21 protein-coding genes, 1 other RNA gene and 1 pseudogene are annotated in these 22,635 nt (G+C 65.2%); 8 read left to right on the forward strand and 15 right to left on the reverse strand.

The genetic code is table 11. The features are described 5' to 3' along the window. Positions 1-38: 38 nt before the first annotated feature. Positions 39-143, forward strand: a pseudogene (locus JVX91_RS29050) (metal-dependent hydrolase); the annotation flags it as partial. A gap of 170 nt (positions 144-313) precedes the next feature. Here the strand turns inward: JVX91_RS29050 and JVX91_RS22910 are convergent. Next, entirely contained in the window at positions 314-709 is a 396-nt protein-coding gene (locus JVX91_RS22910) for a GFA family protein (RefSeq protein ID WP_205336398.1), read from the reverse strand. A gap of 26 nt (positions 710-735) precedes the next feature. Then, positions 736-1,431 carry a TetR family transcriptional regulator gene (locus JVX91_RS22915; RefSeq protein ID WP_205336399.1) on the reverse strand — a complete coding sequence of 232 codons (696 nt, stop codon included), beginning with the start codon at positions 1,429-1,431 and terminating at the stop codon, positions 736-738. A 115-nt stretch (positions 1,432-1,546) separates the two neighbouring features. On the opposite strand from JVX91_RS22915, the gene JVX91_RS22920 reads away from it, so the two are divergent. After that, on the forward strand, positions 1,547-3,088 hold the full coding sequence (locus JVX91_RS22920) for an NAD(P)/FAD-dependent oxidoreductase (RefSeq protein WP_205336400.1): 1,542 nt from the start codon (positions 1,547-1,549) through the stop codon (positions 3,086-3,088). Further along, on the forward strand, positions 3,085-3,975 hold the full coding sequence (locus tag JVX91_RS22925) for an SDR family NAD(P)-dependent oxidoreductase (RefSeq protein ID WP_205336401.1): 891 nt from the start codon (positions 3,085-3,087) through the stop codon (positions 3,973-3,975). The genes JVX91_RS22920 and JVX91_RS22925 overlap by 4 nt, the downstream gene beginning before the upstream one ends. Before the next feature lie 95 nt (positions 3,976-4,070). Here JVX91_RS22925 and JVX91_RS22930 read toward each other — a convergent pair whose 3' ends face one another. Beyond that, a complete protein-coding gene (locus JVX91_RS22930) occupies positions 4,071-4,883 on the reverse strand; it encodes a class I SAM-dependent methyltransferase (protein WP_205336402.1) in 813 nt (270 codons plus the stop codon). A gap of 27 nt (positions 4,884-4,910) precedes the next feature. Further along, entirely contained in the window at positions 4,911-5,183 is a 273-nt protein-coding gene (locus JVX91_RS22935; RefSeq protein ID WP_205336403.1) for a DUF4242 domain-containing protein, read from the reverse strand. Between the two features lie 179 nt (positions 5,184-5,362). On the opposite strand from JVX91_RS22935, the gene JVX91_RS22940 reads away from it, so the two are divergent. Then, the gene (locus JVX91_RS22940; RefSeq protein ID WP_205336404.1) at positions 5,363-5,896 is read left to right on the forward strand and encodes an OsmC family protein; all 534 of its coding nucleotides are present in this window, start codon (positions 5,363-5,365) and stop codon (positions 5,894-5,896) included. Further along, complete coding sequence (locus JVX91_RS22945) at positions 5,896-6,870, forward strand: AraC family transcriptional regulator (protein ID WP_205336405.1); 975 nt, start codon at positions 5,896-5,898, stop codon at positions 6,868-6,870. Before JVX91_RS22940 ends, JVX91_RS22945 begins: the two co-directional genes overlap by 1 nt. Positions 6,871-6,896: 26 nt before the next feature. On the opposite strand, the gene JVX91_RS22950 is transcribed toward JVX91_RS22945, so the two are convergent. Continuing rightward, entirely contained in the window at positions 6,897-8,045 is a 1,149-nt protein-coding gene (locus tag JVX91_RS22950; RefSeq protein ID WP_205336406.1) for an acyl-CoA dehydrogenase family protein, read from the reverse strand. Between the two features lie 76 nt (positions 8,046-8,121). Beyond that, a complete protein-coding gene (gene ftrA, locus JVX91_RS22955) occupies positions 8,122-9,090 on the reverse strand; it encodes a transcriptional regulator FtrA (protein WP_205336407.1) in 969 nt (322 codons plus the stop codon). Positions 9,091-9,183: 93 nt separating this feature from the next. Between ftrA and JVX91_RS22960 the strand changes: the two genes are divergently transcribed. Continuing rightward, the gene (locus JVX91_RS22960) at positions 9,184-9,627 is read left to right on the forward strand and encodes a rhodanese-like domain-containing protein (RefSeq protein ID WP_205336408.1); all 444 of its coding nucleotides are present in this window, start codon (positions 9,184-9,186) and stop codon (positions 9,625-9,627) included. Positions 9,628-9,688: 61 nt separating this feature from the next. Here the strand turns inward: JVX91_RS22960 and recR are convergent, their stop codons facing one another. The 3 genes from recR to dnaX form a co-directional block, all read right to left on the reverse strand. After that, positions 9,689-10,288: a recombination mediator RecR gene (gene recR, locus JVX91_RS22965; protein WP_205336409.1), complete on the reverse strand. Its 600-nt coding sequence runs from the start codon at positions 10,286-10,288 to the stop codon at positions 9,689-9,691. 250 nt (positions 10,289-10,538) lie between these two features. Beyond that, positions 10,539-10,865 carry a YbaB/EbfC family nucleoid-associated protein gene (locus JVX91_RS22970; protein WP_017516839.1) on the reverse strand — a complete coding sequence of 109 codons (327 nt, stop codon included), beginning with the start codon at positions 10,863-10,865 and terminating at the stop codon, positions 10,539-10,541. A gap of 37 nt (positions 10,866-10,902) precedes the next feature. After that, on the reverse strand, positions 10,903-13,035 hold the full coding sequence (gene dnaX / locus JVX91_RS22975) for a DNA polymerase III subunit gamma/tau (RefSeq protein WP_205336410.1): 2,133 nt from the start codon (positions 13,033-13,035) through the stop codon (positions 10,903-10,905). A gap of 152 nt (positions 13,036-13,187) precedes the next feature. Between dnaX and JVX91_RS22980 the strand changes: the two genes are divergently transcribed. Beyond that, positions 13,188-13,910 carry a transporter substrate-binding domain-containing protein gene (locus JVX91_RS22980; protein ID WP_205336411.1) on the forward strand — a complete coding sequence of 241 codons (723 nt, stop codon included), beginning with the start codon at positions 13,188-13,190 and terminating at the stop codon, positions 13,908-13,910. Positions 13,911-13,971: 61 nt separating this feature from the next. On the opposite strand, the gene ffs is transcribed toward JVX91_RS22980, so the two are convergent. Continuing rightward, positions 13,972-14,068: signal recognition particle sRNA small type (gene ffs, locus JVX91_RS22985), an RNA gene on the reverse strand. Positions 14,069-14,308: 240 nt separating this feature from the next. Between ffs and JVX91_RS22990 the strand changes: the two genes are divergently transcribed. After that, the gene (locus tag JVX91_RS22990) at positions 14,309-14,677 is read left to right on the forward strand and encodes a hypothetical protein (protein ID WP_205336412.1); all 369 of its coding nucleotides are present in this window, start codon (positions 14,309-14,311) and stop codon (positions 14,675-14,677) included. A 6-nt stretch (positions 14,678-14,683) separates the two neighbouring features. Here JVX91_RS22990 and JVX91_RS22995 read toward each other — a convergent pair whose 3' ends face one another. From JVX91_RS22995 to smc, 5 genes are all read right to left on the reverse strand, one after another. After that, on the reverse strand, positions 14,684-15,061 hold the full coding sequence (locus JVX91_RS22995; protein ID WP_205336413.1) for a hypothetical protein: 378 nt from the start codon (positions 15,059-15,061) through the stop codon (positions 14,684-14,686). A 69-nt stretch (positions 15,062-15,130) separates the two neighbouring features. Then, complete coding sequence (locus JVX91_RS23000) at positions 15,131-15,409, reverse strand: HU family DNA-binding protein (protein WP_205336414.1); 279 nt, start codon at positions 15,407-15,409, stop codon at positions 15,131-15,133. 39 nt (positions 15,410-15,448) lie between these two features. After that, the gene (gene ligA / locus JVX91_RS23005; RefSeq protein WP_205336415.1) at positions 15,449-17,836 is read right to left on the reverse strand and encodes an NAD-dependent DNA ligase LigA; all 2,388 of its coding nucleotides are present in this window, start codon (positions 17,834-17,836) and stop codon (positions 15,449-15,451) included. A gap of 87 nt (positions 17,837-17,923) precedes the next feature. Beyond that, the gene (zipA, locus tag JVX91_RS23010) at positions 17,924-18,814 is read right to left on the reverse strand and encodes a cell division protein ZipA (protein WP_205336416.1); all 891 of its coding nucleotides are present in this window, start codon (positions 18,812-18,814) and stop codon (positions 17,924-17,926) included. 299 nt (positions 18,815-19,113) lie between these two features. Further along, positions 19,114-22,602 carry a chromosome segregation protein SMC gene (gene smc / locus JVX91_RS23015; protein WP_205336417.1) on the reverse strand — a complete coding sequence of 1,163 codons (3,489 nt, stop codon included), beginning with the start codon at positions 22,600-22,602 and terminating at the stop codon, positions 19,114-19,116. Positions 22,603-22,635: the final 33 nt, after the last annotated feature.

Below are 22,635 nucleotides of genomic sequence, written 5' to 3' on the forward strand. Positions count from 1 at the left end.
CGCTGACTGGTGTCGCGGAGAAGCTCCGCTCCTACAGAATCCGCCCCTGGCTGGACTACTTCCGCTCCGGCTTCCACCCCTTCGACCACGACACCAAGGCGCTGGAAAACCGCTGGAAAGAGACGCTGGATTTCGCCGGCTGACCTTTACGCTCCAACGAAAACGCCAGGCATAGCCTGGCGTTCTTCATTGCCCCACGATTCCCCGGCGGCGCTTTTCGTAGGAGCGGAGCTTCTCCGCGAAGTCCTCCACCGCTGATGGTTGTCGCGGAGAAGCTCCGCTCCTACAGAACCTGAGGTCCCGTGCGCAGGGGTCAGCCTTCTGGCCGACGCGGTAGATCATCGACGGTGTCGAACCACGACAGCTGCGACGAGCACCACACATGGCACTGCGGCTCGATCAGTTCCGGTTGGTCCAGGGTCACCGAACTCAAGCTCACGGTCTCGCCATCGCGCAAACGAAATTCCAGGGGCGTACCGCACTTCACGCAGAAGCGCCGCTCCCCCTCCTCGCTCGAACGCCACAGGCCCAGTTCACCGGAAAGGTAGGCAAAACCCGTCAGCGGAAACATGGCCCAGGCCACAGCCGGCGCGGCGCTGGACTTCTGGCAGATACGGCAGTGGCAATAACCGGTTTCCTCCGGCTCGGCGTCCACCCGATAGCGCACCGCGCCGCAGGCGCAGCCGCCGAACAGGGGCAAGGGTAGCATGGCAATCTCCCGCAATCAGCAAAGACTCACAGCCTAGCCAGCATGCCGAAGGTCTGCAGCACCGCCACGCCCGTAAAGAGCAACAGGATTTGTCGTTCCGCCAGGACGCAGACCTCCTCACGCAACGCCGGCGGGCGCTCCAGATAGTCCAGCGACTGCTGGAACAACTGCCGGCTGATCAGTCGCGACAGTTGGTCCAGTTCGCCCGCATCGACGTCCGGCAGCAGGTGGAACTGGCGGATGTCCTCGGCCATGTCCTCGCCGAACTCGTCCATCACCCGCGCCAGCGCCTCGCGCAGCACCGGGGACGGCCCGTGCAGTTCGCGCACGCCGATGATGAAGGCCTGCGGGTTGCGCTCGACGAAATCGAAGAACAGCCGCACCGTCTCGCGCGTTACCCGCTGGCCGCGTTCCAGATCGAGGCCAAAGGGGACATTTCCGGCACCTGCTCCGGGCTGCGCGCGCTCGGCGGCCTCGCGGCGCAGGTCGCGCAGCGGTTGGCGCAACTGGGTGGCGATGTCGCGGATGATCGCCAGGCCCAGGTCATCCACGTCGCCGAAGTGCCGGTAGAAGGTGTTCGGGTTCAGTCCCGCTTCCCGCGCCAGCTCCCGCAGCCCCAGGCTGCTCAGGCTGCGTCGGCTGGCCGCCAGGCGCAGCGCCGCATCGATCAGCGCGCGCTTGCCGGCGGCCTCCGCAGGTCGTTCTTCCTGTCCGATTTCCATGAGTTTCGTGCCCGACCCCACCGAAGGTTGGTTGTTGCGCTGGTATACAGATGTCTACATTCCTATCACGTAGACAGTTGTATACGCCAGCAACAATCATAACAGGAGCTTGGCAATGGGTACCCAACCAAAGACTGCCCCCCGACACTGCAAAGTCGCCATCATCGGCACCGGGTTTTCCGGGCTGGGCATGGCGATCCGCCTGAAGCAGGAAGGCGAGAACGATTTCCTGCTGTTCGAAAAGGACGCCGGCGTCGGCGGTACCTGGCGGGTCAACAACTACCCGGGCTGCGCCTGCGACGTGCAATCCCACGTCTACTCCTTCTCCTTCGAACCGAACCCGGACTGGACGCGCATGTTCGCCCGCCAGCCGGAGATCCGCGCCTACCTGGAGAACTGCTGGAAGAAGTACCGTCTGGAAGACAAGACGCTGCTGAACACCGAGATGGCGCGCTTCGAGTGGAACGACGAGCAGCAGCTCTGGCACCTGTTCGACGCCGCCGGCAACCACTACACCGCCAAGGCGGTGGTGTCGGGCATGGGGGCGCTGTCGATCCCGTCGATCCCGGCGCTCAAGGGCCTGGAGAACTTCCAGGGCAAGGCCTTCCACTCGCAGCAGTGGGACCACGACTACGACCTCAAGGGCAAGCGCGTCGCGGTGATCGGCACTGGCGCCTCGGCCATCCAGTTCGTCCCGGAAATCCAGCCGCTGGTAGCCAAGCTCGACCTCTACCAGCGCACCGCGCCGTGGATCCTGCCTAAGCCGGATCGCGCCATCAGCGAAAAGGAACGCGCGCGCTTCCGCCACTTCCCGGCCGTGCAGAAACTCTGGCGCGGCGCGCTCTACAGCATGCTCGAAGGCCGTGTGCTGGGCTTCACCTTCGCGCCCTGGGCGATGAAGTTGGTGGGCAGGCTTGCCGAGCGCTTCATCCGCCAGCAGGTCAAGGACCCGGACCTGCGCCGCAAGCTGACCCCGGACTACACCATCGGCTGCAAGCGCGTGCTCATGTCGCACAACTACTACCCGGCGCTGGCGGCCTCCAACTCCTCGGTGATTGTCGACGGCATCCGCGAGATCAAGGCGAGCAGCATCATCACCGCCGACGGCCGCGAGCGGCAGGTGGACGCCATCATCTTCGGCACCGGCTTTACCGCCAACGACCCGATCCCGCGCGGCGTGGTGTTCGGCAAGGATGGCGTGGACCTGCTCGACACCTGGCAGAACGGCCCGGAAGCCTATAAGGGCACCGTGACCCGCGGCTTCCCCAACCTGTTCTTCCTGATGGGCCCGAACACCGGCCTGGGCCACAACTCCATGGTCTACATGATCGAATCGCAGATTGCCTACGTGCTGGGTGCCATCAAACTGATGGACCGCCGCGAGCTGCAAAGCGTCGAAGTCAAGCAAGAGGTACAGGAGCGCTGGAACGAGAAGCTGCAGCGCGGCCTCAACCATAGCGTCTGGAACACTGGCGGCTGCAAGAGCTGGTACCTGCACCCGGTGAGCGGGCGTAACTGCACCCTGTGGCCGGGCTTCACCTGGCGCTTCCGCGCGCTGACCAGCCAATTCGATCCCAGCGCCTATCATTTGAAGTCCAGGCCGCTGTCCAGCCCTGTCGTCCAACCCCAACGCCACGCAGAAGAGGTGCCGGCATGAAGAACTTCGAGAATAAAGTTGCCGCCATCACCGGCGCAGGCTCGGGCATCGGTCGCGCCCTCGCTATCGAACTGGCCTCCCGCGGCTGCCACCTGGCCCTGGCGGATGTGAATGCCGCGGGCCTCGAAGAAACCCGCCAACTGCTCTCCTCCACCGGCGTGCGCGTGTCCATCGACACCGTGAACGTCGCCGACCGCGAGCAGGTCCACGCCTGGGCCGACAAGACCGCCCGCGAGCACGGCAAGGTCAACCTGGTGTTCAACAACGCTGGCGTCGCCCACGCCGGCACCGTGGAAGCCAGCGACTACGAAGAATACGAGTGGATCACCAACATCAACTTCTGGGGTGTGGTCTACGGCACCAAGGCCTTCCTGCCCCATCTCAAGGCATCGGGCGACGGCCATGTGGTCAACGTTTCCAGCGTGTTCGGGCTGTTCTCCCAGCCGGGCATGAGTGCCTACAACGCCACCAAGTTCGCCGTGCGCGGCTTCACCGAATCGCTGCGCCAGGAGCTGGACATGGAGCGCGCAGGCGTCTCGGCCAGCTGCGTGCACCCCGGCGGGATCAAGACCAACATCGCCAAGACCGCGCGGATGAACGACAGCATGGTCAAGGTCACCGGACAGAACGCCGAGCAGGCCCGCACCCAGTTCAACGACCAGTTGCTGCGCACCACCCCGCAGAAGGCCGCGCAGGTGATCATTCGCGGCGTGGAGCGTGATTCGCGGCGCATCCTGATCGGCCCGGACGCCCACGCCATCGACGTGATGCTGCGCCTGCTGCCGGTCTGGTACCAGAAGGTGGTCACCGGCAGCATGAAACTGGCCAAGCGCTTCGCGCCCAAGCCCAAGCGCAAGTCCGGCGCCGAGGGCGTCGAAGCCAAGTAACGCTGCCTTACCAAGAGTCCCTTTTTCCCTGTCGGGCCGGCGCCCATCCCCTTTACCCCCGGATGGGCGCCGTTTTTTTGCTGGTCTTTCCTGAATCAGCGACGAATAGCCACCACTTCCAGGTATTCACTGGGAATCACCAGCGACGCCGAACCCGCGCGGTTGCTGCGCTCCAGCAGTTGCGTGAGGTCGCGCTCCAGCCTCGCGGCGTCGGCCTCCGGCAGGTTGGCGAAGGCCTTGTGTACCGGGCCGTACCAGTTGCGGAACACCTCGATGAAATGCGCCGCCGAGCGATAACGGAAGTTGAAGGTCTGGCGGGTCGCGCGCAGCTCACTGATCGAATCGCCGAACAGCTCGTGCAGGTATTCCTCACATCCCCAGCCCGATGGCGGGCGCACGCCCGGCGCAGGAGGGATGTAACCCGACAGCACCTTGAACACCTGGCCGATGAAGCCTTCCGGCGTCCAGTTGGCCAGGCCGATGCGTCCGCCGGAGCGGCAGACGCGCGCCAGCTCGCTCGCCGCCCTGGGCTGGTCCGGGGTGAACATCACGCCAAAGGTCGAGACGACGGCATCGAAACTCCCCGCCTCGAAGGGCAGCGCTTCGGCATCGGCCTCGCGGAACGCCACGGCCAGGTGTTCGGCACGGGCACGCTCGGCGCCCAGCTCCAGCAGGCGTGGCACGTAATCGGTGGACATCACCCGGCAACCGCGCCGCGCGGCGGCCAGCGTGGCATTGCCGTTGCCGGCGGCGACGTCCAGCACGCGTTCGTCGCAAAGCAGGTCGCAGGCCTCGGCCAGCCGCTCGCCAACGATCTGCAGGGTGGTGCCGATCACGGCGTAGTCGCCGCTGGCCCAGGTGGCCATCTGGCGTTGTTTCAGGGCATTGAAGTCGACAGGGGCATTCATCGTGTTGTTCTCCAGGCGCGGCGCGCCTTATTCGGCAGTGGTCGGATCGAGGGTGGTGACGACCTGCGACACCCGGTTGGCCGGGAAGCCGCCCAGACGGGCATGCTCGTGCACGGCGGCTGCGTCGGGGGCGATGTACAGGCAATAGATTCGGTCACCGACCACGTGGCTATGCAGCCACTGCACCTGGGGACTCAATTGGCTCAGAACCTGGCAGGACTTCTGCGCGATGGCCTTGAAATCGCGCTCGGACAGGGCTCCGACGCCGGGGATATCGCGCTCTATTACGAACTTCGGCATGACACTCTCCATAGGGGGGAAGGTGCGGGTACCGCGACATCCCGCACCGTCATGCTGCTCCCGGTGCCCATTGGCGTCCTGCTCCAGCGTCGGCCTTCCCTGCCCGATCGTCCGGCCATCGCGTGCCGCCTCGCTTTCGCGCGCAGAATTCGAGAAATGCCCGCCCGGAGGGATCGGCCATGAGCTCGGAAACCATCCTCGCCGCCCAGCAGCGCCTGGAACAACTGGTGCGACAGCGGCCCAGCGTTGCGCTGGTGCAGGAAACGCCCGCCATCGCCCAGTGGGAAGGCGCGGGCAAGACCAGTACGCGGAATCCGGAAGGCAACGCCATCCTCACCGACCTGCCGCGTGAACTGGGCGGCGACGGCGAGCGCGTCAGCCCCGGCTGGCTGCTGCGCGCCGCCATGGCCTCCTGCGCGGTGACTCGCATCGCCATGCTGGCCAACGAGACTGGCATCGCGTTGCAGAAGCTGGAAGCCGAGGTCGGCTCCGTTACCGACGTGCACGGCCTGCTCGGACTCAGCCGCGAAGACGGCAAAACCGTCTCCCCAGGCCCCGCGCAAGCTCACCTGCGCGTACGCATCGCTGCCACGGAGGTACCGGCGGAACAGCTGCGCGAACTGGTTGCCGAAGCCATCCGCCTGTCGCCCATGGTCGCGGCGTTTCGCGATGCCGTACCGGTCCAGCTGGACGTCGATACCGGTCCGGCCTGATGGATGCCCTCTCCGAAACCCTGCGCGTGGTGCGATTGGTCGGCGCCATCTTCATCAATGCGCGCTTCACCGCACCCTGGTGCTATCAGTCGCCACGCGCCGATTCGGTAGTCAACCTGCTGGAACCGGGCGCGGAACAGGTGGTGATCTTCCACCTGATCACCGAGGGCGAGTGCTTCGTCGAAATGGGCAAGACCGAGCCAGTCAGACTGGTGGCCGGTGACGCGGTGATCTTTCCCCAGGGCCACGCTCACCGGATGACTTCGCAGCCCGGCGTACCGCCCGCCACCGGCGCGCGACTGGATACGGTACTGGCACGCCGGCCGCGCCAGTTGGCCTACGGAGGTGGAGGTGCGACAACACGCCTGGTTTGCGGCTACCTGGCGTGCGACGCACGCCTGGCGCGGCTGCTGCTGGCGGGATTGCCGGCGCTGGTGAAGGTCAATGTACGGGGTTCTGCCGCTGGCGCCTGGCTGGAATCCTCAGTGCGCTACGCGCTGGCCGAGGCACGCTCACCCCGTCCGGGCGGTGCCGGGGTGCTCGCCAAGCTGGCGGAAGTGTTGTTCATCGAAGTGCTGCGCCTGTACATGGAGGAACAGGGCGAAGGCCGCAGCGGCTGGCTGGCCGGGCTGCACGACCGCATCGTCGGCAGCGCCCTCGGCGCCTTGCACAAGTCGCCCGCCCATGCCTGGAGCCTGGAGGAACTGGCCCGCTGCGCCGGCACGTCGCGCTCGGTGCTCGCCGAGCGCTTCCAGTGCCTGGTCGGCTGCCCGCCCATGCAGTACCTCACCCAGTGGCGCATGCTGCTGGCCGCCAACCTGCTGCGCGGCAGCAACGCCCCGCTGGCGCGCATCGCCGAGGATGTCGGCTACCAGACGGACACGGCCTTCAGCCGCGCCTTCCGTCGTGAATACGGCTGCCCACCGGCGGCGTGGCGGCGCAGCCAGTCGGCCAGCGCCCGCCTCACGTTGTAGGGGAAATGCGCAGGGAAGTTCCAGATTCAGAGCCCCATCTGCTTGGCGATGATCTCATTCATGATCTCCCGCGTGCCGCCGCCGATGGAGAGGATGCGGTTGTCGCGATACAGCCTCTCCACCAGGCTCTCGCGCATGTAGCCCATGCCCCCCAGCACCTGCACCGCGTCGTAGGTCACCCGGTCGGCGACGTCGGTGGCGAAGTTCTTGGCCATCGAGATTTCCTTGATCACGCTCTTGCCGACGGCCATCTTCGCGGCTTGCCGATAGGTGAACTCGCGGGAAACTTCGACCTGCGTGGCCATCTCCGCGAGCCGATGCTTGAGCACCTGGAACTTGCCGATCGGCTTGCCGAAGGCCTCGCGTTCGCGACACCAGGCCAGGGCTTCGTCCAGCGCCAGCTGCGCGGTCATGTTGGCCATGATCGCCAGGGCCAGGCGCTCGCTCTGGAAGTTCGCCATGATGCAGGCGAAGCCCATGTTCTCGGCACCGATCAGGTTCTCCAGCGGCACCTTGCAGTCATCGAAGAACAGCTCGGCAGTGTCGGACGCCCACCAGCCCATCTTCTTCAGCTTGCGGCTCACGGTGAATCCCGGAGTCCCCTTCTCCACCAGCAGCAGGCTGACGCCGCCGAAACCATCACCACCGGTGCGCACGGCCACCGTGTAGTAGTCGGCACGCACGCCGCTGGTGATGAAGGTCTTGCTGCCGCTCACGCGGTAATGGTCGCCATCGCGTACGGCGCGGGTCTTCAGGCTGGCGACGTCGGAGCCGCCAGACGGCTCGGTGACCGCCAGCGCCATGATCTTCTCGCCGGCCAACACCTGCGGCGCTATGCGTTCGCGCAACTCCGGGCGTCCCCACTTGATCAGCGGCGGCAGGCCGATATCCAGCGAACCCAGTCCCGCCACGAGGCCACCGGAGCCGCAGCGCATCAGCTCCTCGCTGGCCGCCACCTTGGCGAACAGGTCGCCCTCATGGCTACCACCCAGGGCCTCCGGGTAGCCGATGCCGAGGATGCCGGCCTCGCCCGCCTTGCGGTACAGCTCGCGGGGAAACTCCTCGGCCTCTTCCCAGTCGGCGACGTGGGGCAGGATTTCCCGTTCGACGAAGCGTCGCACGCTATCTCGGACCAGGCGGTGGCTGTCATCGAAGTATTCGGTGAACACGGACATGGCAAGGCTCCAGACGATTTGCCTGAAAACTTACCGAGCGCTTGCTTGGTTTACAAGGCGAGACACCCGCCATCGGCTAGGACAGATGCGCCGCCCCGAAGCGCTCGCGGTACAGGGAAGGCGCCACACCTGCCGCACCACGGAAGGCATTGCGGAAGCTTTCCACCGTACCGAAGCCGCATTGCTCGGCGATTCGCTCGATACTGTCGGTGCTGCTTTCCAGCAATTCACGGGCGCGCGCCATACGCTCGTGCTGCAGCCAGGCCTTGGGCGTCATGCCGGTGGCTTCGCTGAACCGGCGCAGGAAGGTGCGCTCACTCATCGCCATGCGGCTGGCCAGTTCGCCCACTGAGATGGATCGATCCAGGCGCTGGCGAGCCCAATCCAGGAGCCCGGCGAGGTCATGCCGGGGCGCCTGGGCCACGGGCGCGGGGATGAACTGCGCCTGTCCTCCACCCCGTTGCGGCGACATGACCAGGCGACGGGCCACGTTGTTGGCGACCTGCACGCCGAAATCCCGCGCCACCAGGTGCAGGCAGGCATCGATGCCCGCTGCGCTGCCGGCGGAGGTGACCAACTGCCCGGCATCGACGTAGAGCACCTGGGCATCCACTTCAATGGCGGGGAAACGCGCGGCCAGTTCCTCGGCATAGCGCCAGTGCGTGGTCGCGCGCTGCCCATCGAGCAATCCCGTGGCGGCCAGGACGAAGACGCCGGAGCAGATCGACAGCAGCCGTGCACCTTCGTCATGGGCCTTGCGCAGCGCCACCACCAGTTCGGCGGAGGGTGCCTCGGCGCGGTCCCGCCAGCCTGGCACGATGATGGTGCCGGCGCCGTCCAGCGCCTCCACGCCACCATCAGCCAGCACCTGGAAGCCGCCCATGGCGCGCATCGGCCCCGTATCGACGGCGACGATGCGGTGGCGGTACCAGGGAAAGTCGAATTCCGGGCGCGGCAGGCCGAAGATCTCCACGGCAATGCCGAACTCGAAGGTGCACAGGCCGTCGTAGGCAAGAACGGCCACTGCCAGGGGATCACGCTGCATTTGGCGGAAAACTTCCGATCACTGTCCAGACCGCCACTGTAGCGGGCTTTGGCGGCTGTTTACAGTGGCGCCATCTTCCCCAGGAGCCTTGCCATGCCCAGCCTCGTCAGCCAGTTTCCCGCCGCCCTGCCCGTCGACGCCCTCGCTCACTTCAGCCACCGCCTGGCCTTCGAGACCGATTGTTCGGACGTGAATGACGCCCTGCAGAACGGCGAACAGGATTTCGTCCTGCTCGATGTGCGAAACGCCGCCGTCTTCGCCCGTGGTCACGTGCCCGGCGCACTGAACCTGCCGACACGGGAGATCGACGCGCGGCGCATGGCGCAGTTTCCGGCAGGCACCCTGTTCGTCGTCTACTGCGCCGGACCGCACTGCAACGGCGTGCATCGCGCCGCCGCCAAGCTCGCCGCGCTGAGCCTGCCGGTGAAGGAGATGATCGGTGGGGTGACCGGCTGGCTGGACGAAGGTCTCGCGCTGGTCACTGCGGCGGGCGAAGCGCTACGCGCGGACGGCGCTGGTATCAGCTGCGCCTGCTGACCGCAGAGACAACAAGGCCGGAATTTCTCCGGCCTTGTTCGAATCGGTCTGGTTGAACCTATCAGCTGCTGATCGGTCGGCGTCCTGCCAGGGCGTGGGCCAGCGTGCCGCCGTCCACCAGTTCCAGTTCGCCACCCAGCGGTACGCCGTGGGCGATGCGCGACAGCACCAGATCACCGCCGCCCAGCAACTGGGCGATGTAGTGGGCGGTCGCCTCGCCTTCCACCGTGGGGTTGGTGGCGAGGATGATCTCGCTGAAGCTACCGGCCTTGATCCGTGCTTCCAGCTCCGGAATGCCGATGGCCTCCGGGCCCAGGCCATCCAGCGGTGACAAGTGCCCCTTGAGCACGAAGTAGCGGCCGCGATAGCCCGTCTGCTCTACCGCAAACACGTCCAGCGGACCTTCCACCACGCACAACAGGCTGTCATCGCGGCGCGGGTCGGTGCACTGCGGGCAGAACTCGTCTTCCGAAAGAGTGCGGCACTGCTTGCAGTGGCCGACGCCTTCCATCGCCTGGGTCAACGCCTGGGCCAGGCGCAGGCCACCCGTGCGATCACGCTCCAAGAGCTGCAGCGCCATGCGCTGGGCACTCTTCTGCCCTACTCCGGGCAGCGTGCGCAGGGCGTCGATCAGTTGGCGAATCAGCGGCGTGAAGCTCATGGGACGGTCTCGGGTTTCGGGAGTATTAGAACGAAGGAACGCACGGTTCGCGCTCACATACCTGACAAGCCGGAAGGCAAGTGCATTCTCTTTTGGAAAACAGGAAACGAAGAAGTCAGCCCACGGGCCGCTCAGGCCCAAGCAGGGCAAGGCGCCGTCGGGTGAGGAACCGGAGTGTGCTGCAGCACATGAGGATTCCGAACCCGACGGCAACGCCGCCATGCGCCGGGCATGGGCGGCACGATCAAACTCAGAAGGGCATCTTGAAGCCGGGCGGCAATTGCATGCCGGCGGTCATGCCGGACATCTTCTCCTGGTTGTTCTGCTCGATCTTGCGCACAGCGTCGTTCACCGCGGCGGCGATCAGGTCTTCGAGGATTTCCTTGTCTTCCTGCATCAGGCTGTCATCCAGGGAGACGCGCTTGACGTCGTGGCGACCGGTCATCACCACGCTCACCAGGCCGGCGCCGGATTGACCGGTCACTTCGGCGTTGGCCAGCTCTTCCTGCATCTTCTGCATCTTTTCCTGCATCTGCTGGGCCTGCTTCATCAGGCCGGCCATGCCACCTTTCATCATGTCGAGTTCCTCGATTCGTTCAGTCGTCGACCAAGGCTCAAGCCTTGGCCTCCAGGGGTTCGATAGTACCGTCGCGGACCACCGCGGCGAACTGTTGCTTCATCTGTAGCACATAGGGATCGGCGGCGATGGACGCCTCGGCCTGGCGCTGACGCTCGGCGCGTTTGCGCGCGGCGGCCTGCGCCGGGGTTTCCTGCTCGGGCTTCTGCAGGGTCACTTGCAGCGTCAGGGTGCGGCCGTGGAACTGGTTCAGCGCATCGTTCAGACGACGCTGCTGGTTGGGGTTGAACAGCGCGCTCTGCCCCGGGTCCAGGTGCAGGTGCCAGTTGTCGCCGTCGACCGAAATCAGCGTGCAGTTGGCGCCGATGCTGGCGGTCATGCCGGCCAGTCCCAAGCGCGGGAAAAGGTCCAGCCATTCGGCGGCCAGGCCGGTCGCAGGCATGGCGGCGGGCTCGGGTTCAGGCTCGACGGCTTCCTGCGCCGCTTCGTTCTCCAGGTAGCCGTAGGACTCCATGTCGACTTCGTAGTAGTCCTCGGCGGGCGGCGGCTCGTCGTCGCGGTCATCGTCCTCGACGGGGGCGGCGGTCGCGGCAGGCACGGGCTCTTCCTTCACCGGAGCAGGTACTGCCGCCGCCAGCGCGGGGGCGGCAACAGGTGCTGGTGCCGCGGGCTCGACCGGTGCAGGCGCAGCGGCGACCGGAGCGGCGGGCTCGTCCCATGGCAGGTCGACGGCCACCTCGGAGGTGGGCTGTTCAGGCTCCGCGACCGGAGTGACAGGCTCAGCCACTACCGATACTTCAGGCACAGGAGCGGCCGGGGCCGGCTCAGGCGCAGGCTTGACCGCCGGCGCAGCAGCGGCAATGGCCTCGACTTGTACGGCTGGAGCAGGAGCCACCTGAGGCCGGGGCACGGCAACCGTCGTCGCCTCGACGACCGGTACTACCGGCGCGAGCGCCACGGCAGGCGGAGCAATGGATGCAACCGGCGCCGCAACAGCAGCGCCGGCCACTGGGTTCTGGTTGGAATCAGCCGTGGCCTTGCTGATCCCCAGGTCCTTTAGTGGTGACCTTGGCGCCCCGTCGGCATCGGCCGGACGGAACGCCAGCATGCGCAGCAACACCATCTCGAAGCCACTGCGGGGATCGGGCGCCAGCGGCAGATCGCGGCGACCGATCAGGCCCATCTGATAGTAGAACTGCACATCCTCGGCAGGCAGCGCCTGGGCCAGCGCCAACACGCGGTCGCGGTCGCCCTGGCCGTTGTCCACGGCCTCCGGCAATGCCTGGGCGATGGCCACACGGTGCAGCACGTTGAGTATCTCGGCCAGCACGCCGCCCCAGTCCGGGCCTTGCTCGGCCAGGTGGCGAACGGCTTCCAGCAGCGCGCGGGCGTCACCTTCCAGCAGCGCATGAAGCACGCCGTAGACCTGGCCGTGATCGAGTGTGCCGAGCATGGCGCGCACGTCCGCGGCCAGCACCTTGCCTTCGCCGAAGGCGATGGCCTGGTCAGTGAGGCTCATGGCATCGCGCATGGAACCATCGGCGGCACGGCCAAGCAACCACAGCGCATCGTCCTCGAACGGCACGTTCTCGGCGCCCAGGACGTGGGTCAGGTGCTCCACCACCCGCTCCGGCGGCATGTTCTTCAGGGAGAACTGCAGGCAGCGCGAGAGAATGGTGACCGGCAGCTTCTGCGGGTCGGTGGTGGCGAGCAGGAATTTCACATGGGGCGGCGGCTCCTCCAGGGTCTTCAACAGGGCGTTGAAGCTGTGGCTGGAGAGCATGTGCACTTCGTCGATCAGGTAGACCTTGTAGCGGCCCCGGGTCGGCGAATACTGCACGTTGTCGAGCAGCTCACGGGTGTCCTCGACCTTGGTGCGGCTGGCGGCGTCGACTTCGATGAGATCGACGAAACGGCCCTCATCGATCTCGCGGCACACCGAACACTGGCCGCAGGGCGTGGAGCTGACGCCGGTCTCGCAGTTCAGGCACTTGGCGAGGATGCGCGCGATGGTGGTCTTGCCCACGCCGCGGGTACCGGTGAACAGATAGGCGTGGTGCAGGCGCTGATTGTCCAGCGCGTTGATCAGGGCCTTGAGCACATGGGTCTGGCCGACCATTTCGCGGAACGAGCGCGGACGCCATTTGCGGGCAAGAACCTGATAACTCATTGAAATCCATCGCGACAGGTGAGCAGAAGTGCGCTAATCCTAGCGAAGCGGACCGTAAATTGCACCCGATGTCCGCACCGGTTGCTTCCGCATCTTGGCAAGGGCCGGGCTACACGGCATTGTGTCGTCGTTCTGCCATCAACGGAGCCTTGATGCGCTTCCTTGCCACCGCCCTGCTTCTGACCACCGCTCTCGCCCAGGCCGACGACCGTCCCCTGCGCTTCTCGGTGGTCGACAGCTGGGCGATGCCCCTGGCACAGATCGAGAATGGCGAACTGACCGGCGGCATCATGTTCGAGCTGTTCAGTGAAACGGCGCGGCAACTGGGCCGGACACCGGACTTTCATATCGTGCCGCGGGCGCGCATCGAACAGGCGCTGCTCAATCACTCGGTGGACGTGCGCTGCTACGTCTCGCGCACCTGGGTCGAGCACGAATTCAACGACTACCGCTGGACCGCGCCACTGATGGTGCAGCGCGACCTGCTGGTGACCCGGGACGCCCCGGCGGATACGCTGGAATCCCTGTCCAGCCAGTCCGTCGGCACCGTGCTGGGCTATCACTATCCACGCCTCCAGCCACTGCTCGACAGCCACTGGCTGGCCCGCGACGACGCGCGCAATCAGGAACTGGTGCTGAAGAAACTGCGCATCGGCCGCTATCAATATGCGATCAGCAGTGAGTTCGCGCTGAACTGGTTCAACCGCGAACTGCCTGAGGCGGAACGCCTGCAAACCGCCAGCGTCATCGAGGAAACGCCGCTCTCGTGCATGGTGTTGAACAGCCCGGACGTGCGCACCGATGACGTATTGGCAGCGCTGGCAAAGATGAAGGCTTCGGGGAAGATCGAGCAGATCCTGGATCACTACCGCTGAGACGGGCAGCGCATCGACAGGATGCGAGAGGGCCATTTTCCGGGCCCCGAAATGGAGGCGGCCCCGCCAGCCACACCCCGGCACACAATGTCCCCGCCTTGGCTGCTTCCTTCCGGACCTGACCAGGTAAGCGAGTAATCGTTGCGGGGGGACCGACAGGGCCACCATCGCGAGAGCTCACCAGATCGGCGAGCCGCGCCATTGTAGCGGCTTGTTCGCAACTTACAAGCACTTCAAGCACTTAGGCGCGTCCTTCACCCAATTCCTGACCGCAATCACGAATTGTCTTTATTTATACGGGAATTCACCTACAGCCAATTAAGAAAATTCTCTGCAGGCCGACGTTTAGGGGGAACCGCCGTCTACAGGCGGACAACCACCGAGCGAGGAATGCCAGTATGTCCATTGCCCTGCGATCCACCACTCTCGTTGCACTGCTCTTCTCAGGCCAGTTGATGGCCCAAGGCGGGATCATCCGCTTCTCTGGCGAAGTCGTGGAGCCTACCTGCGAGGTAGGTTTGAGCGATGTCACCGCCCACAGTGCGCGCGTGCGCCTGAGCGAATGCAGCCAGTCGCTGTACATGCAATTGAGCGAGCCCCGCAGCGCCATGCCCAGCGTCAACTACCGTCTGACCGATGTGCGCGGGCGTGCGCTGGGGCGTGACTTGAAGGCCACCGGCAACACCGACAGTGTCATCCGCGCCATCCAGAAAAATGGTTCGGCCGCAGGCAACCGCAATGTCGTGCTGGTTGCCGAGTACATCTGACCAAACCTACTGGGACTGGATGAGACCTTCGGGCCGGGGCTGGGTGGAAACCTCCAGACTCGGCCCGATGAACAGGTCCATCTTGCTATAGCCCGGTCGTGTGCTGAAGGTGGAATAGCGCTCCGCCCCCTGGTGGAACTGGAAGGCCACCCGGTATTCGCCCGAGCGCCACAGGCGCAGCGGGAACGCGCGCGCCTCGCCCGGCTTGATCTCGCCCGCGAGGGTTTCCTCGCCGTTTTCTTTGAAGCTGTAGCTCACCGCAGGCCCGCCCTGGGTTTCGTAATGCAGGACGATCTGAGGTCGCTCGGTCCAGGCCACGTATGCCCCGAACAGCAGCACCAGTGCCGCCACGCCGAGCAGGCGCTGCTTTCTTGCCTTGTCCATCTCGCTCTCCACAAGCGAACGGCCCGCCCCACCCTGCATTGCAACGCCAAGGCGGAACGGGCCAGTCGATCAGTTCAGGCTATCGACGAGAGCCTTGGCCGGCACCAGGCGCACCGCTTTCTTCGCGGCGATCTCGATGGTCTTGCCAGTCTGCGGATTGCGGCCAGTGCGCGCGGCGCGCTCGCTGACCTTGAGCTTGCCGATACCCGGCAGGGTCAGCTCGCCGTCGTTTTCCAGGGCGTCCTGGGCGATCTGCGCCAACTGGTCGAACACACCGCGCACGGCGGCTTGGGTCAGGTCGAGGGAATCGGCGATATCGCGAACCAGTTGGTCCTTGGTCATGGGCATGGAATGACTCCTTGATGCGTTGATCGATATGAATGCGTGTCAGGCGCCGATGCCGTGGTCGGCCAGCAGCTTGATCAGCTGCTCTTCGTCCATCACGGCGACGCCAAGTTCCTGAGCCTTGGCCAACTTTGAACCAGCTCCCGGTCCTGCTACGACGCATTGCGTCTTCGCCGACACGGAGCCGGCGACCTTGGCGCCCAGGCTCTCGAGTTTTTCCTTGGCGACGTCGCGGCTCATGGCCTCCAGCGTGCCGGTGAGCACCCAGGTCTGGCCAGCCAGCGGCAAGCCTTCGACCACTTTGCGCTCGCTGCGCCAGTGCATGCCGAATTCCGCCAGCTGCTCCTCGACTGCCTTGGCGCGCTCGACGCGGGCGGCGTCGGAGAAGTATTCGCGCACGGACTGCTTGGCCTTCTCGTTCACCCCCTTGAGGGTGCTGAGGTCCAGCCAGTCCTGGCTGAGGGTGATCAGCGCGTCGAGGCCGCCGGTCTTGTCGGCGAGCTTCTCGGCGCCGGTGGCGGCAATGAAGGGAATGTTCAGCTTGTCGATGAATCCGGCCAGGGTGGCGACAGCGGCGAACTCGGCGGACACCTCGCCCTCGTCCTGCAGCTCGATACCACGCTCCAGCAATTGCTGGATCACGCTGCGGTTGTGCTCGTCATCGAAGAAGTTGTGGATCTCGTAGGCCACTTCGCCACCGACGTCCGGCAGGTAGGTCAGCACTTCGGGCAATGCTTTCTGGATGCGCGCCAGCGAACCCAGGGAGCGCGCGAGCAGCTTGGCGGTCTCCTCGCCCACGTCCGGGATGCCCAGGGCGAAGACGAAGCGCGCCAGCGCCGGCTTGCGGCTGTCGGCGATGGCCGCGAGCAGGTTGCGCGTGGAGACCTCGGCGAAGCCTTCCAGCTCGATAACTTGCTCATAGGTAAGCGTGTAGAGATCGGCCGGCGATTTCACCAAGCCCTTGTCCACCAGTTGCTCGACGATCTTGTCGCCAAGGCCGTCGATGTCCATGGCGCGGCGCGAGACGAAATGGATGATCGCCTGCTTGAGCTGCGCCTGGCAGAACAGCCGGCCGACGCAACGGTAGATGGCCCCCTCGCTGACCGACTCCTTGCCCTTGCTGCGCTTGACCAGTTGGGTGCGCTCGACCTGCGAGCCGCATACCGGGCACTGGGTGGGGATTTCTACCGGGCGCGCGTCTGCCGGGCGGCGCTCGGTGACCACCTGCATGACCTGCGGGATTACGTCGCCGGCGCGGCGGATGATCACGGTGTCGCCGATCATCAGGCCCAGGCGGGCGACTTCGTCCATGTTGTGCAGGGTGGCGTTGGACACTGTCACGCCGGCCACCTGGACCGGTTTCAGGCGTGCCACCGGCGTCACGGCACCAGTGCGGCCGACCTGGAATTCCACGTCCAGCAGTTCGGTGAGCTCCTCCCGTGCCGGGAACTTGTGCGCGATGGCCCAGCGCGGCTCGCGGGCACGGAAGCCCAGCTCGCGCTGGAAGTCGATGCGGTTGACCTTGAACACCACGCCGTCGATTTCGTAGGCGAGGCTGTCGCGACGTGCCCCGATGTCTTCGTAATAGGCGCGGCAACCCTCGACACCCTTGGCCAGCTTCAGCTCGCGACTGATCGGGATGCCCCAGCCCTTCAGGGCCTCAAGGATCTTCACCTGGGTGCCCGGCAGCGTGCCGCCTTCGACGCGGCCGAAGCCATAGCAGCAGAACTCCAGCGGGCGGCTGGCAGTGATCTTCGAATCCAGCTGGCGCAGGCTGCCGGCCGCTGCGTTACGCGGGTTGGCGAAGGTCTTGCCGCCGGCTTCCATCTGCCGCTCGTTGAGCGCTTCGAAGCCGGCCTTGGACATGAAGACTTCGCCACGCACTTCCAGGATCGCCGGCCAGCCCTCGCCCTTCAGGCGCAGCGGCACGTTGCGGATGGTGCGCACGTTGACGCTGATGTCTTCGCCGGTGGTGCCGTCGCCGCGGGTGGCGCCACGGGTCAGCACACCGTTCTCATAGAGCAGGCTGACCGCCAGGCCATCGAGCTTGGGCTCGCAGCTGTATTCCACCTCGGCGCCGCCGCCAAACAGATCGGAGGACGGCAACTGATCGGCCAGCCCCTCGCGCACACGGCGATCGAAGTCGTTGAGGTCCTGCTCCTCGAAGGCGTTGCCCAGGCTGAGCATCGGCACTTCATGGCGCACCTCGCCGAACGCCGATGCCGCCGCGCCACCGACGCGCTGGGTCGGCGACTCCGGGGTGACCAGCTCGGGATGCTCGGCTTCCAGCGCCTTCAGCTCACGGAACAGGCGGTCGTACTCGGCGTCCGGCACGCTAGGCTCGTCGAGCACGTAATAGCGGTAGTTATGGTCGTCGAGTTCGCTGCGCAGCTGGGCGATGCGTTCGGCAGCGGTCTGGGAATCGGTCATGCGGGAATCTCGGCGGCTTTTTCTGCTTGAGGTAGAAATGCGAAGCCCCAAGGGTCGCTTGGGGCTTCTGTGCAGCGTGCTGAAAGCTTAGCGCTTCTGGGTCAGGGCGCGTCGTTCGAAATCGATGATGCGCTGACGGTAGTGCTCGATGGTCTGCGCAGTCATCACGCTGCGCTGCTCGTCCTTCAGCTCGCCATTGAGCTCCTGGGCCAGCTTGCGGGCGGCGGCGATCATCACGTCGAACGCCTGCTTGGGATGGCGCGGGCCCGGCAGGCCGAGGAAGAAGCTCACCGCACGGGTGCTGAACTGGTCGATGTTGTCCAGATCGAAGGTGCCCGGCTTGACCGCGTTGGCCATGGAGAACAGCACTTCACCGTTGCCAGCCATGCTCTCGTGGCGATGGAAGATGTCCATCTCGCCGTAGCGCAGGCCGCTTTCCAGGATGTTCTGCAGCAGGGCCGGGCCCTTGAAACCGTTCTCGTCGCGGCTGATGACGTTGATGATCAGCACTTCCTCGACCGGAGCCAGGGGAGCGGACGGCGCAGCGGCTGCGGCAGGAGCGGCGGTGCGCTCCTTGTCCTTCTTGCGGTCCTTCTTCGGTTTTTCCTGCGGCGCTTCGTCCAGCGGATTCGGGAAGTCTTCCTCGTCCAGCGGGCCGAGCAGGTTCGGCGCCGGGTCGTCCAGGTTCAGGTCACCCTGGCGCGGCTCTCCGCGGCGCTTGCCGCGCGACTCCTTGGCGCTGACTTTGGGCAGGTCTTCCTCATCCAGCGCAGGCTCCTTGTGCTCGACCACCCGGGAAGGCCCGAGCAACTCGGGATTGCCTTCATCTCCGTCATCGGGCTGGTTGGCAAACTGGCGATCCAGCTTGAAACGCAACTTGCCCTTGCCGCCCCGCATACGACGCCAACCGTCGAACAGAATGCCGGCGATCACGATAAGCCCAATGACGATCAGCCATTCGCGCAGACCGATATCCATCTAATCCCGTAGCCCCTGAACAAAAAATGATGATGAAGAAAAGGACATCCTATCCCTTGAAAACGTGGAGCCAACTTCATGTTCTGACTGATGTTTTCCACGCGATACAAAAGTGGGCGTTAAGCTAACACGCTCTCACATAACTTTACACTGCTTACAGCGACGCTTTGCCGCGCTTATTGCAACTTTTCATAGCGCCGTCCGGGCTTATCCGGCCCACACAGTCTACCCCAATCAAATCAATGTCTTAGCGTCAAAAGGTGGCACTTGGCAAGCACGCCGTAAAGTTCCCCCTGCCATCAGGCTTCCGCCAGCGCGACTGCCTCTTCCACATCCACCGCAACCAGACGCGAACACCCCGGTTCATGCATGGTCACGCCCATCAATTGATCGGCCATCTCCATGGCGATCTTGTTGTGGGTGATATAGATGAATTGCACTTTCTCCGACATTTCCTTCACCAGCCGCGCATAACGACCGACGTTGGCATCGTCCAGCGGTGCGTCGACTTCGTCGAGCATGCAGAACGGTGCCGGGTTCAGCTGGAAGATTGCAAACACCAGCGCCAGAGCGGTCAGGGCCTTCTCGCCACCGGACAGAAGATGGATGGTGCTGTTCTTCTTGCCCGGCGGACGCGCCATGATCGCCACCCCGGTATCGAGTAGATCCTCGCCAGTAAGTTCCAGATAGGCATGACCGCCGCCGAAAACCTTGGGGAACAATGCCTGAAGGCCAGCATTGATCTGGTCGAAGGTTTCCTTGAAGCGGTTGCGGGTTTCCTTGTCGATCTTGCGGATCACGTTTTCCAGGGTTTCCAGCGCTTCCACCAGGTCGTCGTTCTGGTCGTCCAGATAGCGTTTGCGCTCGGATTGCTGCTGGTACTCCTCGATGGCCGCGAGGTTGATCGGCCCCAGGCGGCCGATACGCGCGGCCAGTTCTTCCAGGCGGGTTTCCCAGACCTTCTCGGCCGCATCGTGGGGCAGCGTGGCAAGCACGCCATGCAGGTCGTAGCCGTCCTCGTGGAGCTGCTCCTGCAAGGACTTGCGCCGGACGCTGACTGCCTGCCACTCCATGCGCTGCTGCTCCAGCTGGCCACGCAGCAATTGCGACTGCTGCTCGGCCTGGGTGCGGCGCTTTTCGGCATCGCGCAATTGGCGGTCGGCGTCTTCCAGCGCGAGGCGCGCGTGCTTGAGCTCGTCCTCGACGGCCATGCGCCGGTCAAGCAGCTCTTCCAGGCGCATGCGCAGCTCTTCCAGCGGCGCCGCGCCCTCCTCCAGATTGAGGTTGAGCTGCTCGCAGCGCTCGACCAGGCGTACAGCCTGACTGTCCAGGCGCTCCAGCGCCTGGCGGGTGGATTCGTGCTGGGCCCGTAGCGAACCGACGCGCACCGCCAATTGATGGGCGTGATCCTTGTGCTGTCGGGATTCCTGGCGGATGCGATCGAGTTTCTCGCGCATGCCGTCACGCTCGGCGAGCAGGGCTTCGCGGCGCTCCGTATCCACCGCCATGGCGTCCAGCGCTTCCTGCAGGTTGAGGCGGGCTTCGCCGAGCTGCTCGTGCTCGACGGCGTGCTGTTCGGCCAGTTCGGCCAATTCCTCGTCGAGACGAGTACGGCGCAGGGTCAACTGCTCGACCTTGGCCTGCTGCGCGGATAACTGCGCCTTCAGCTCGCCCTGGCGACGACCTTCGTCCTGGAGGCGGCGGCGAATCTGATCGCGGCCTTCTTCGGCCTGGCGCTGCTCGTCGCGCAGGCGCACCAGTTGCTCTTCGACTTCCGCCAGACGCTGCTCCAGCGTTTCGCGCTCGGCGTACAGACGCTCCAGCTCCTGGCCGCGCGCCAGTACACCGCCATCGGCAGACTCACCACGACGCACGCGCAGGAAGTTGCGGCCGACCCAGTAGCCATCGCGGCTGACCAGGCTTTCGCCGTCGCCCAGCGAAGCACGCTGGGCCAGCGCCTGATCGAGACTTTCCACCGGGCGAACACGACCCAGCCAGTAGCTCAAATCGACGTTGGTTTCGACCTTGTCCAACAAACTGCCGGGGCGCGAAACGGCGCCAGCGGCCAGGTCGAGCAGACGCAGCTCGCCCTTCTCCAGCGCATCGAATGGCAGCCCTTTCACATCATCCAGCAGCACGCCATGCAGGTCGGCGCCCAGCACGGTTTCCACCGCCAGCTCCCAGCCCGACTGCACGCGCAGGCCTTCGGCGAGCCGCGGGCGTTGTTCCAGGCCCTGCTGACGCAACCATTGCGCGGTGCCGTCGCCCGGATCGAGCGCAGCCTGCTGCAAGGCTTCGAGCGAGGCGATCCGGCCATTCAGGCGTTGCAGTTCACCCTGGGCCTGGTGCTGCGCGGCGGTGCTTTCCTGCAGGGACTGACGCACGCGCTCCAGGCGCTCGGCCAGTTCCTGTTCTTCGATCTGCGACTCTTCCAGCAGCAACTCGATGGCGGCGACCTGCTCGCCCAGTTCGAGGATGGCCGCGTCTTCCGGATCAGCCGCCAGTTGCGTGCGTTCGTCGTTCAGGCGGCGCTGACGTTCGGCCTGGCGCTCCAGGCTCTGCTCCAGGTGCTGGATGCGCGACTGCTGCACTTCGGCTTCGCGGCGCGGCTCGGCGCTCTGCTGGTTGAAGGCGTCCCAGCGCTGCTGCCAGTCATGCATGCGCTGCTCGGCCTCTTCCAGGCCAACGGTGGCCTCTTCGGCGGCGGCGGCGCTGATTTCCTGTTCCGGGGCCAGACGTTCAAGCTCTTCGCCCAGGGTGGCGAGCAGGGTGCGATCGTGGCCCAGGTGGGATTCGGTTTCCTGGCGGGTCTTCTCCGCCTCGCGCAGGTCGTCCTGCAACTGGCGCAGGCGCTGCTGGCCGTGCTGGATGCTCTGTTCGACGCGGGCGATATCGCCGCCCACGGAGTAGAAACGACCCTGAACCTGGTTGAAGCTTTCCGATAATTCGTGGTGGCCGTCGCGCAGACGCTCGATGCTCGCGTCGGCGCTGCGCTGTTCGGCCACCAGGGCCTCGAAGGCTACTTCCTGGTCGCCGATCACCCGCTCCTTCTGCCCGACCTGCTCGTTCAGGTCGCGCCAGCGCAGGGCACCCAGCTGGGCCTTGAGCTGACGCTCCTCAGCCTTGAATTCCTGGTACTTCTCCGCCGACTGGGCTTGCCGGTGCAGGCGTTCCAGTTGGCGCTCGAGTTCTTCGCGCAGGTCGCTCAGGCGCGCCAGGTTTTCCTGGGTGCGGCGGATGCGGTTTTCGGTCTCGCGGCGGCGCTCCTTGTACTTGGAGATGCCGGCCGCTTCCTCGATGAAGTTGCGCAGATCCTCCGGCTTGGCTTCGATCAGCTTGGAGATCATGCCCTGTTCGATGATCGAGTAGCTGCGCGGCCCCAGGCCGGTGCCGAGGAAGATGTCGGTGATGTCGCGACGACGGCACTTGGTTCCGTTGAGGAAATAGGTGTTCTGGCCATCGCGGGTGACGCGACGGCGAATGGAAATCTCGGCGTAGCTGGCGTACTCGCCCAGCAGGGTCTGGTCGGAGTTGTCGAAGATCAGCTCGATGGACGCCTGGGTCACCGGCTTGCGGGTGTTGGAGCCGTTGAAGATGACGTCGGTCATCGACTCGCCGCGGAGGTTCTTCGCCGAACTCTCGCCCATCACCCAGCGAACGGCGTCGATGATGTTGGACTTGCCGCAGCCGTTGGGGCCGACCACCGCCGCCATGTTGCTCGGGAAGTTGACCGTCGTCGGATCGACGAAGGACTTGAAGCCCGCCAGCTTGATGCACTTGAGCCGCATGCGCCCTCCCCCCTTTCTCTTCTAGTTATCGAG

It is taken from the genome of Pseudomonas sp. PDNC002, assembly GCF_016919445.1.
Classification (GTDB): Bacteria; Pseudomonadota; Gammaproteobacteria; order Pseudomonadales; family Pseudomonadaceae; genus Pseudomonas.

Bases quoted from the DNA above. Each gene is read 5' to 3' on its own strand.
- JVX91_RS22910 (WP_205336398.1), bottom strand. From the start codon at position 709: ATGCTACCCTTGCCCCTGTTCGGCGGCTGCGCCTGCGGCGCGGTGCGC.
- JVX91_RS22915 (WP_205336399.1), bottom strand. From the start codon at position 1,431: ATGGAAATCGGACAGGAAGAACGACCTGCGGAGGCCGCCGGCAAGCGC.
- JVX91_RS22920 (WP_205336400.1), top strand. From the start codon at position 1,547: ATGGGTACCCAACCAAAGACTGCCCCCCGACACTGCAAAGTCGCCATC.
- JVX91_RS22925 (WP_205336401.1), top strand. From the start codon at position 3,085: ATGAAGAACTTCGAGAATAAAGTTGCCGCCATCACCGGCGCAGGCTCG.
- JVX91_RS22930 (WP_205336402.1), bottom strand. From the start codon at position 4,883: ATGAATGCCCCTGTCGACTTCAATGCCCTGAAACAACGCCAGATGGCC.
- JVX91_RS22935 (WP_205336403.1), bottom strand. From the start codon at position 5,183: ATGCCGAAGTTCGTAATAGAGCGCGATATCCCCGGCGTCGGAGCCCTG.
- JVX91_RS22940 (WP_205336404.1), top strand. From the start codon at position 5,363: ATGAGCTCGGAAACCATCCTCGCCGCCCAGCAGCGCCTGGAACAACTG.
- JVX91_RS22945 (WP_205336405.1), top strand. From the start codon at position 5,896: ATGGATGCCCTCTCCGAAACCCTGCGCGTGGTGCGATTGGTCGGCGCC.
- JVX91_RS22950 (WP_205336406.1), bottom strand. From the start codon at position 8,045: ATGTCCGTGTTCACCGAATACTTCGATGACAGCCACCGCCTGGTCCGA.
- ftrA (WP_205336407.1), bottom strand. From the start codon at position 9,090: ATGCAGCGTGATCCCCTGGCAGTGGCCGTTCTTGCCTACGACGGCCTG.
- JVX91_RS22960 (WP_205336408.1), top strand. From the start codon at position 9,184: ATGCCCAGCCTCGTCAGCCAGTTTCCCGCCGCCCTGCCCGTCGACGCC.
- recR (WP_205336409.1), bottom strand. From the start codon at position 10,288: ATGAGCTTCACGCCGCTGATTCGCCAACTGATCGACGCCCTGCGCACG.
- JVX91_RS22970 (WP_017516839.1), bottom strand. From the start codon at position 10,865: ATGATGAAAGGTGGCATGGCCGGCCTGATGAAGCAGGCCCAGCAGATG.
- dnaX (WP_205336410.1), bottom strand. From the start codon at position 13,035: ATGAGTTATCAGGTTCTTGCCCGCAAATGGCGTCCGCGCTCGTTCCGC.
- JVX91_RS22980 (WP_205336411.1), top strand. From the start codon at position 13,188: ATGCGCTTCCTTGCCACCGCCCTGCTTCTGACCACCGCTCTCGCCCAG.
- JVX91_RS22990 (WP_205336412.1), top strand. From the start codon at position 14,309: ATGTCCATTGCCCTGCGATCCACCACTCTCGTTGCACTGCTCTTCTCA.
- JVX91_RS22995 (WP_205336413.1), bottom strand. From the start codon at position 15,061: ATGGACAAGGCAAGAAAGCAGCGCCTGCTCGGCGTGGCGGCACTGGTG.
- JVX91_RS23000 (WP_205336414.1), bottom strand. From the start codon at position 15,409: ATGCCCATGACCAAGGACCAACTGGTTCGCGATATCGCCGATTCCCTC.
- ligA (WP_205336415.1), bottom strand. From the start codon at position 17,836: ATGACCGATTCCCAGACCGCTGCCGAACGCATCGCCCAGCTGCGCAGC.
- zipA (WP_205336416.1), bottom strand. From the start codon at position 18,814: ATGGATATCGGTCTGCGCGAATGGCTGATCGTCATTGGGCTTATCGTG.
- smc (WP_205336417.1), bottom strand. From the start codon at position 22,602: ATGCGGCTCAAGTGCATCAAGCTGGCGGGCTTCAAGTCCTTCGTCGAT.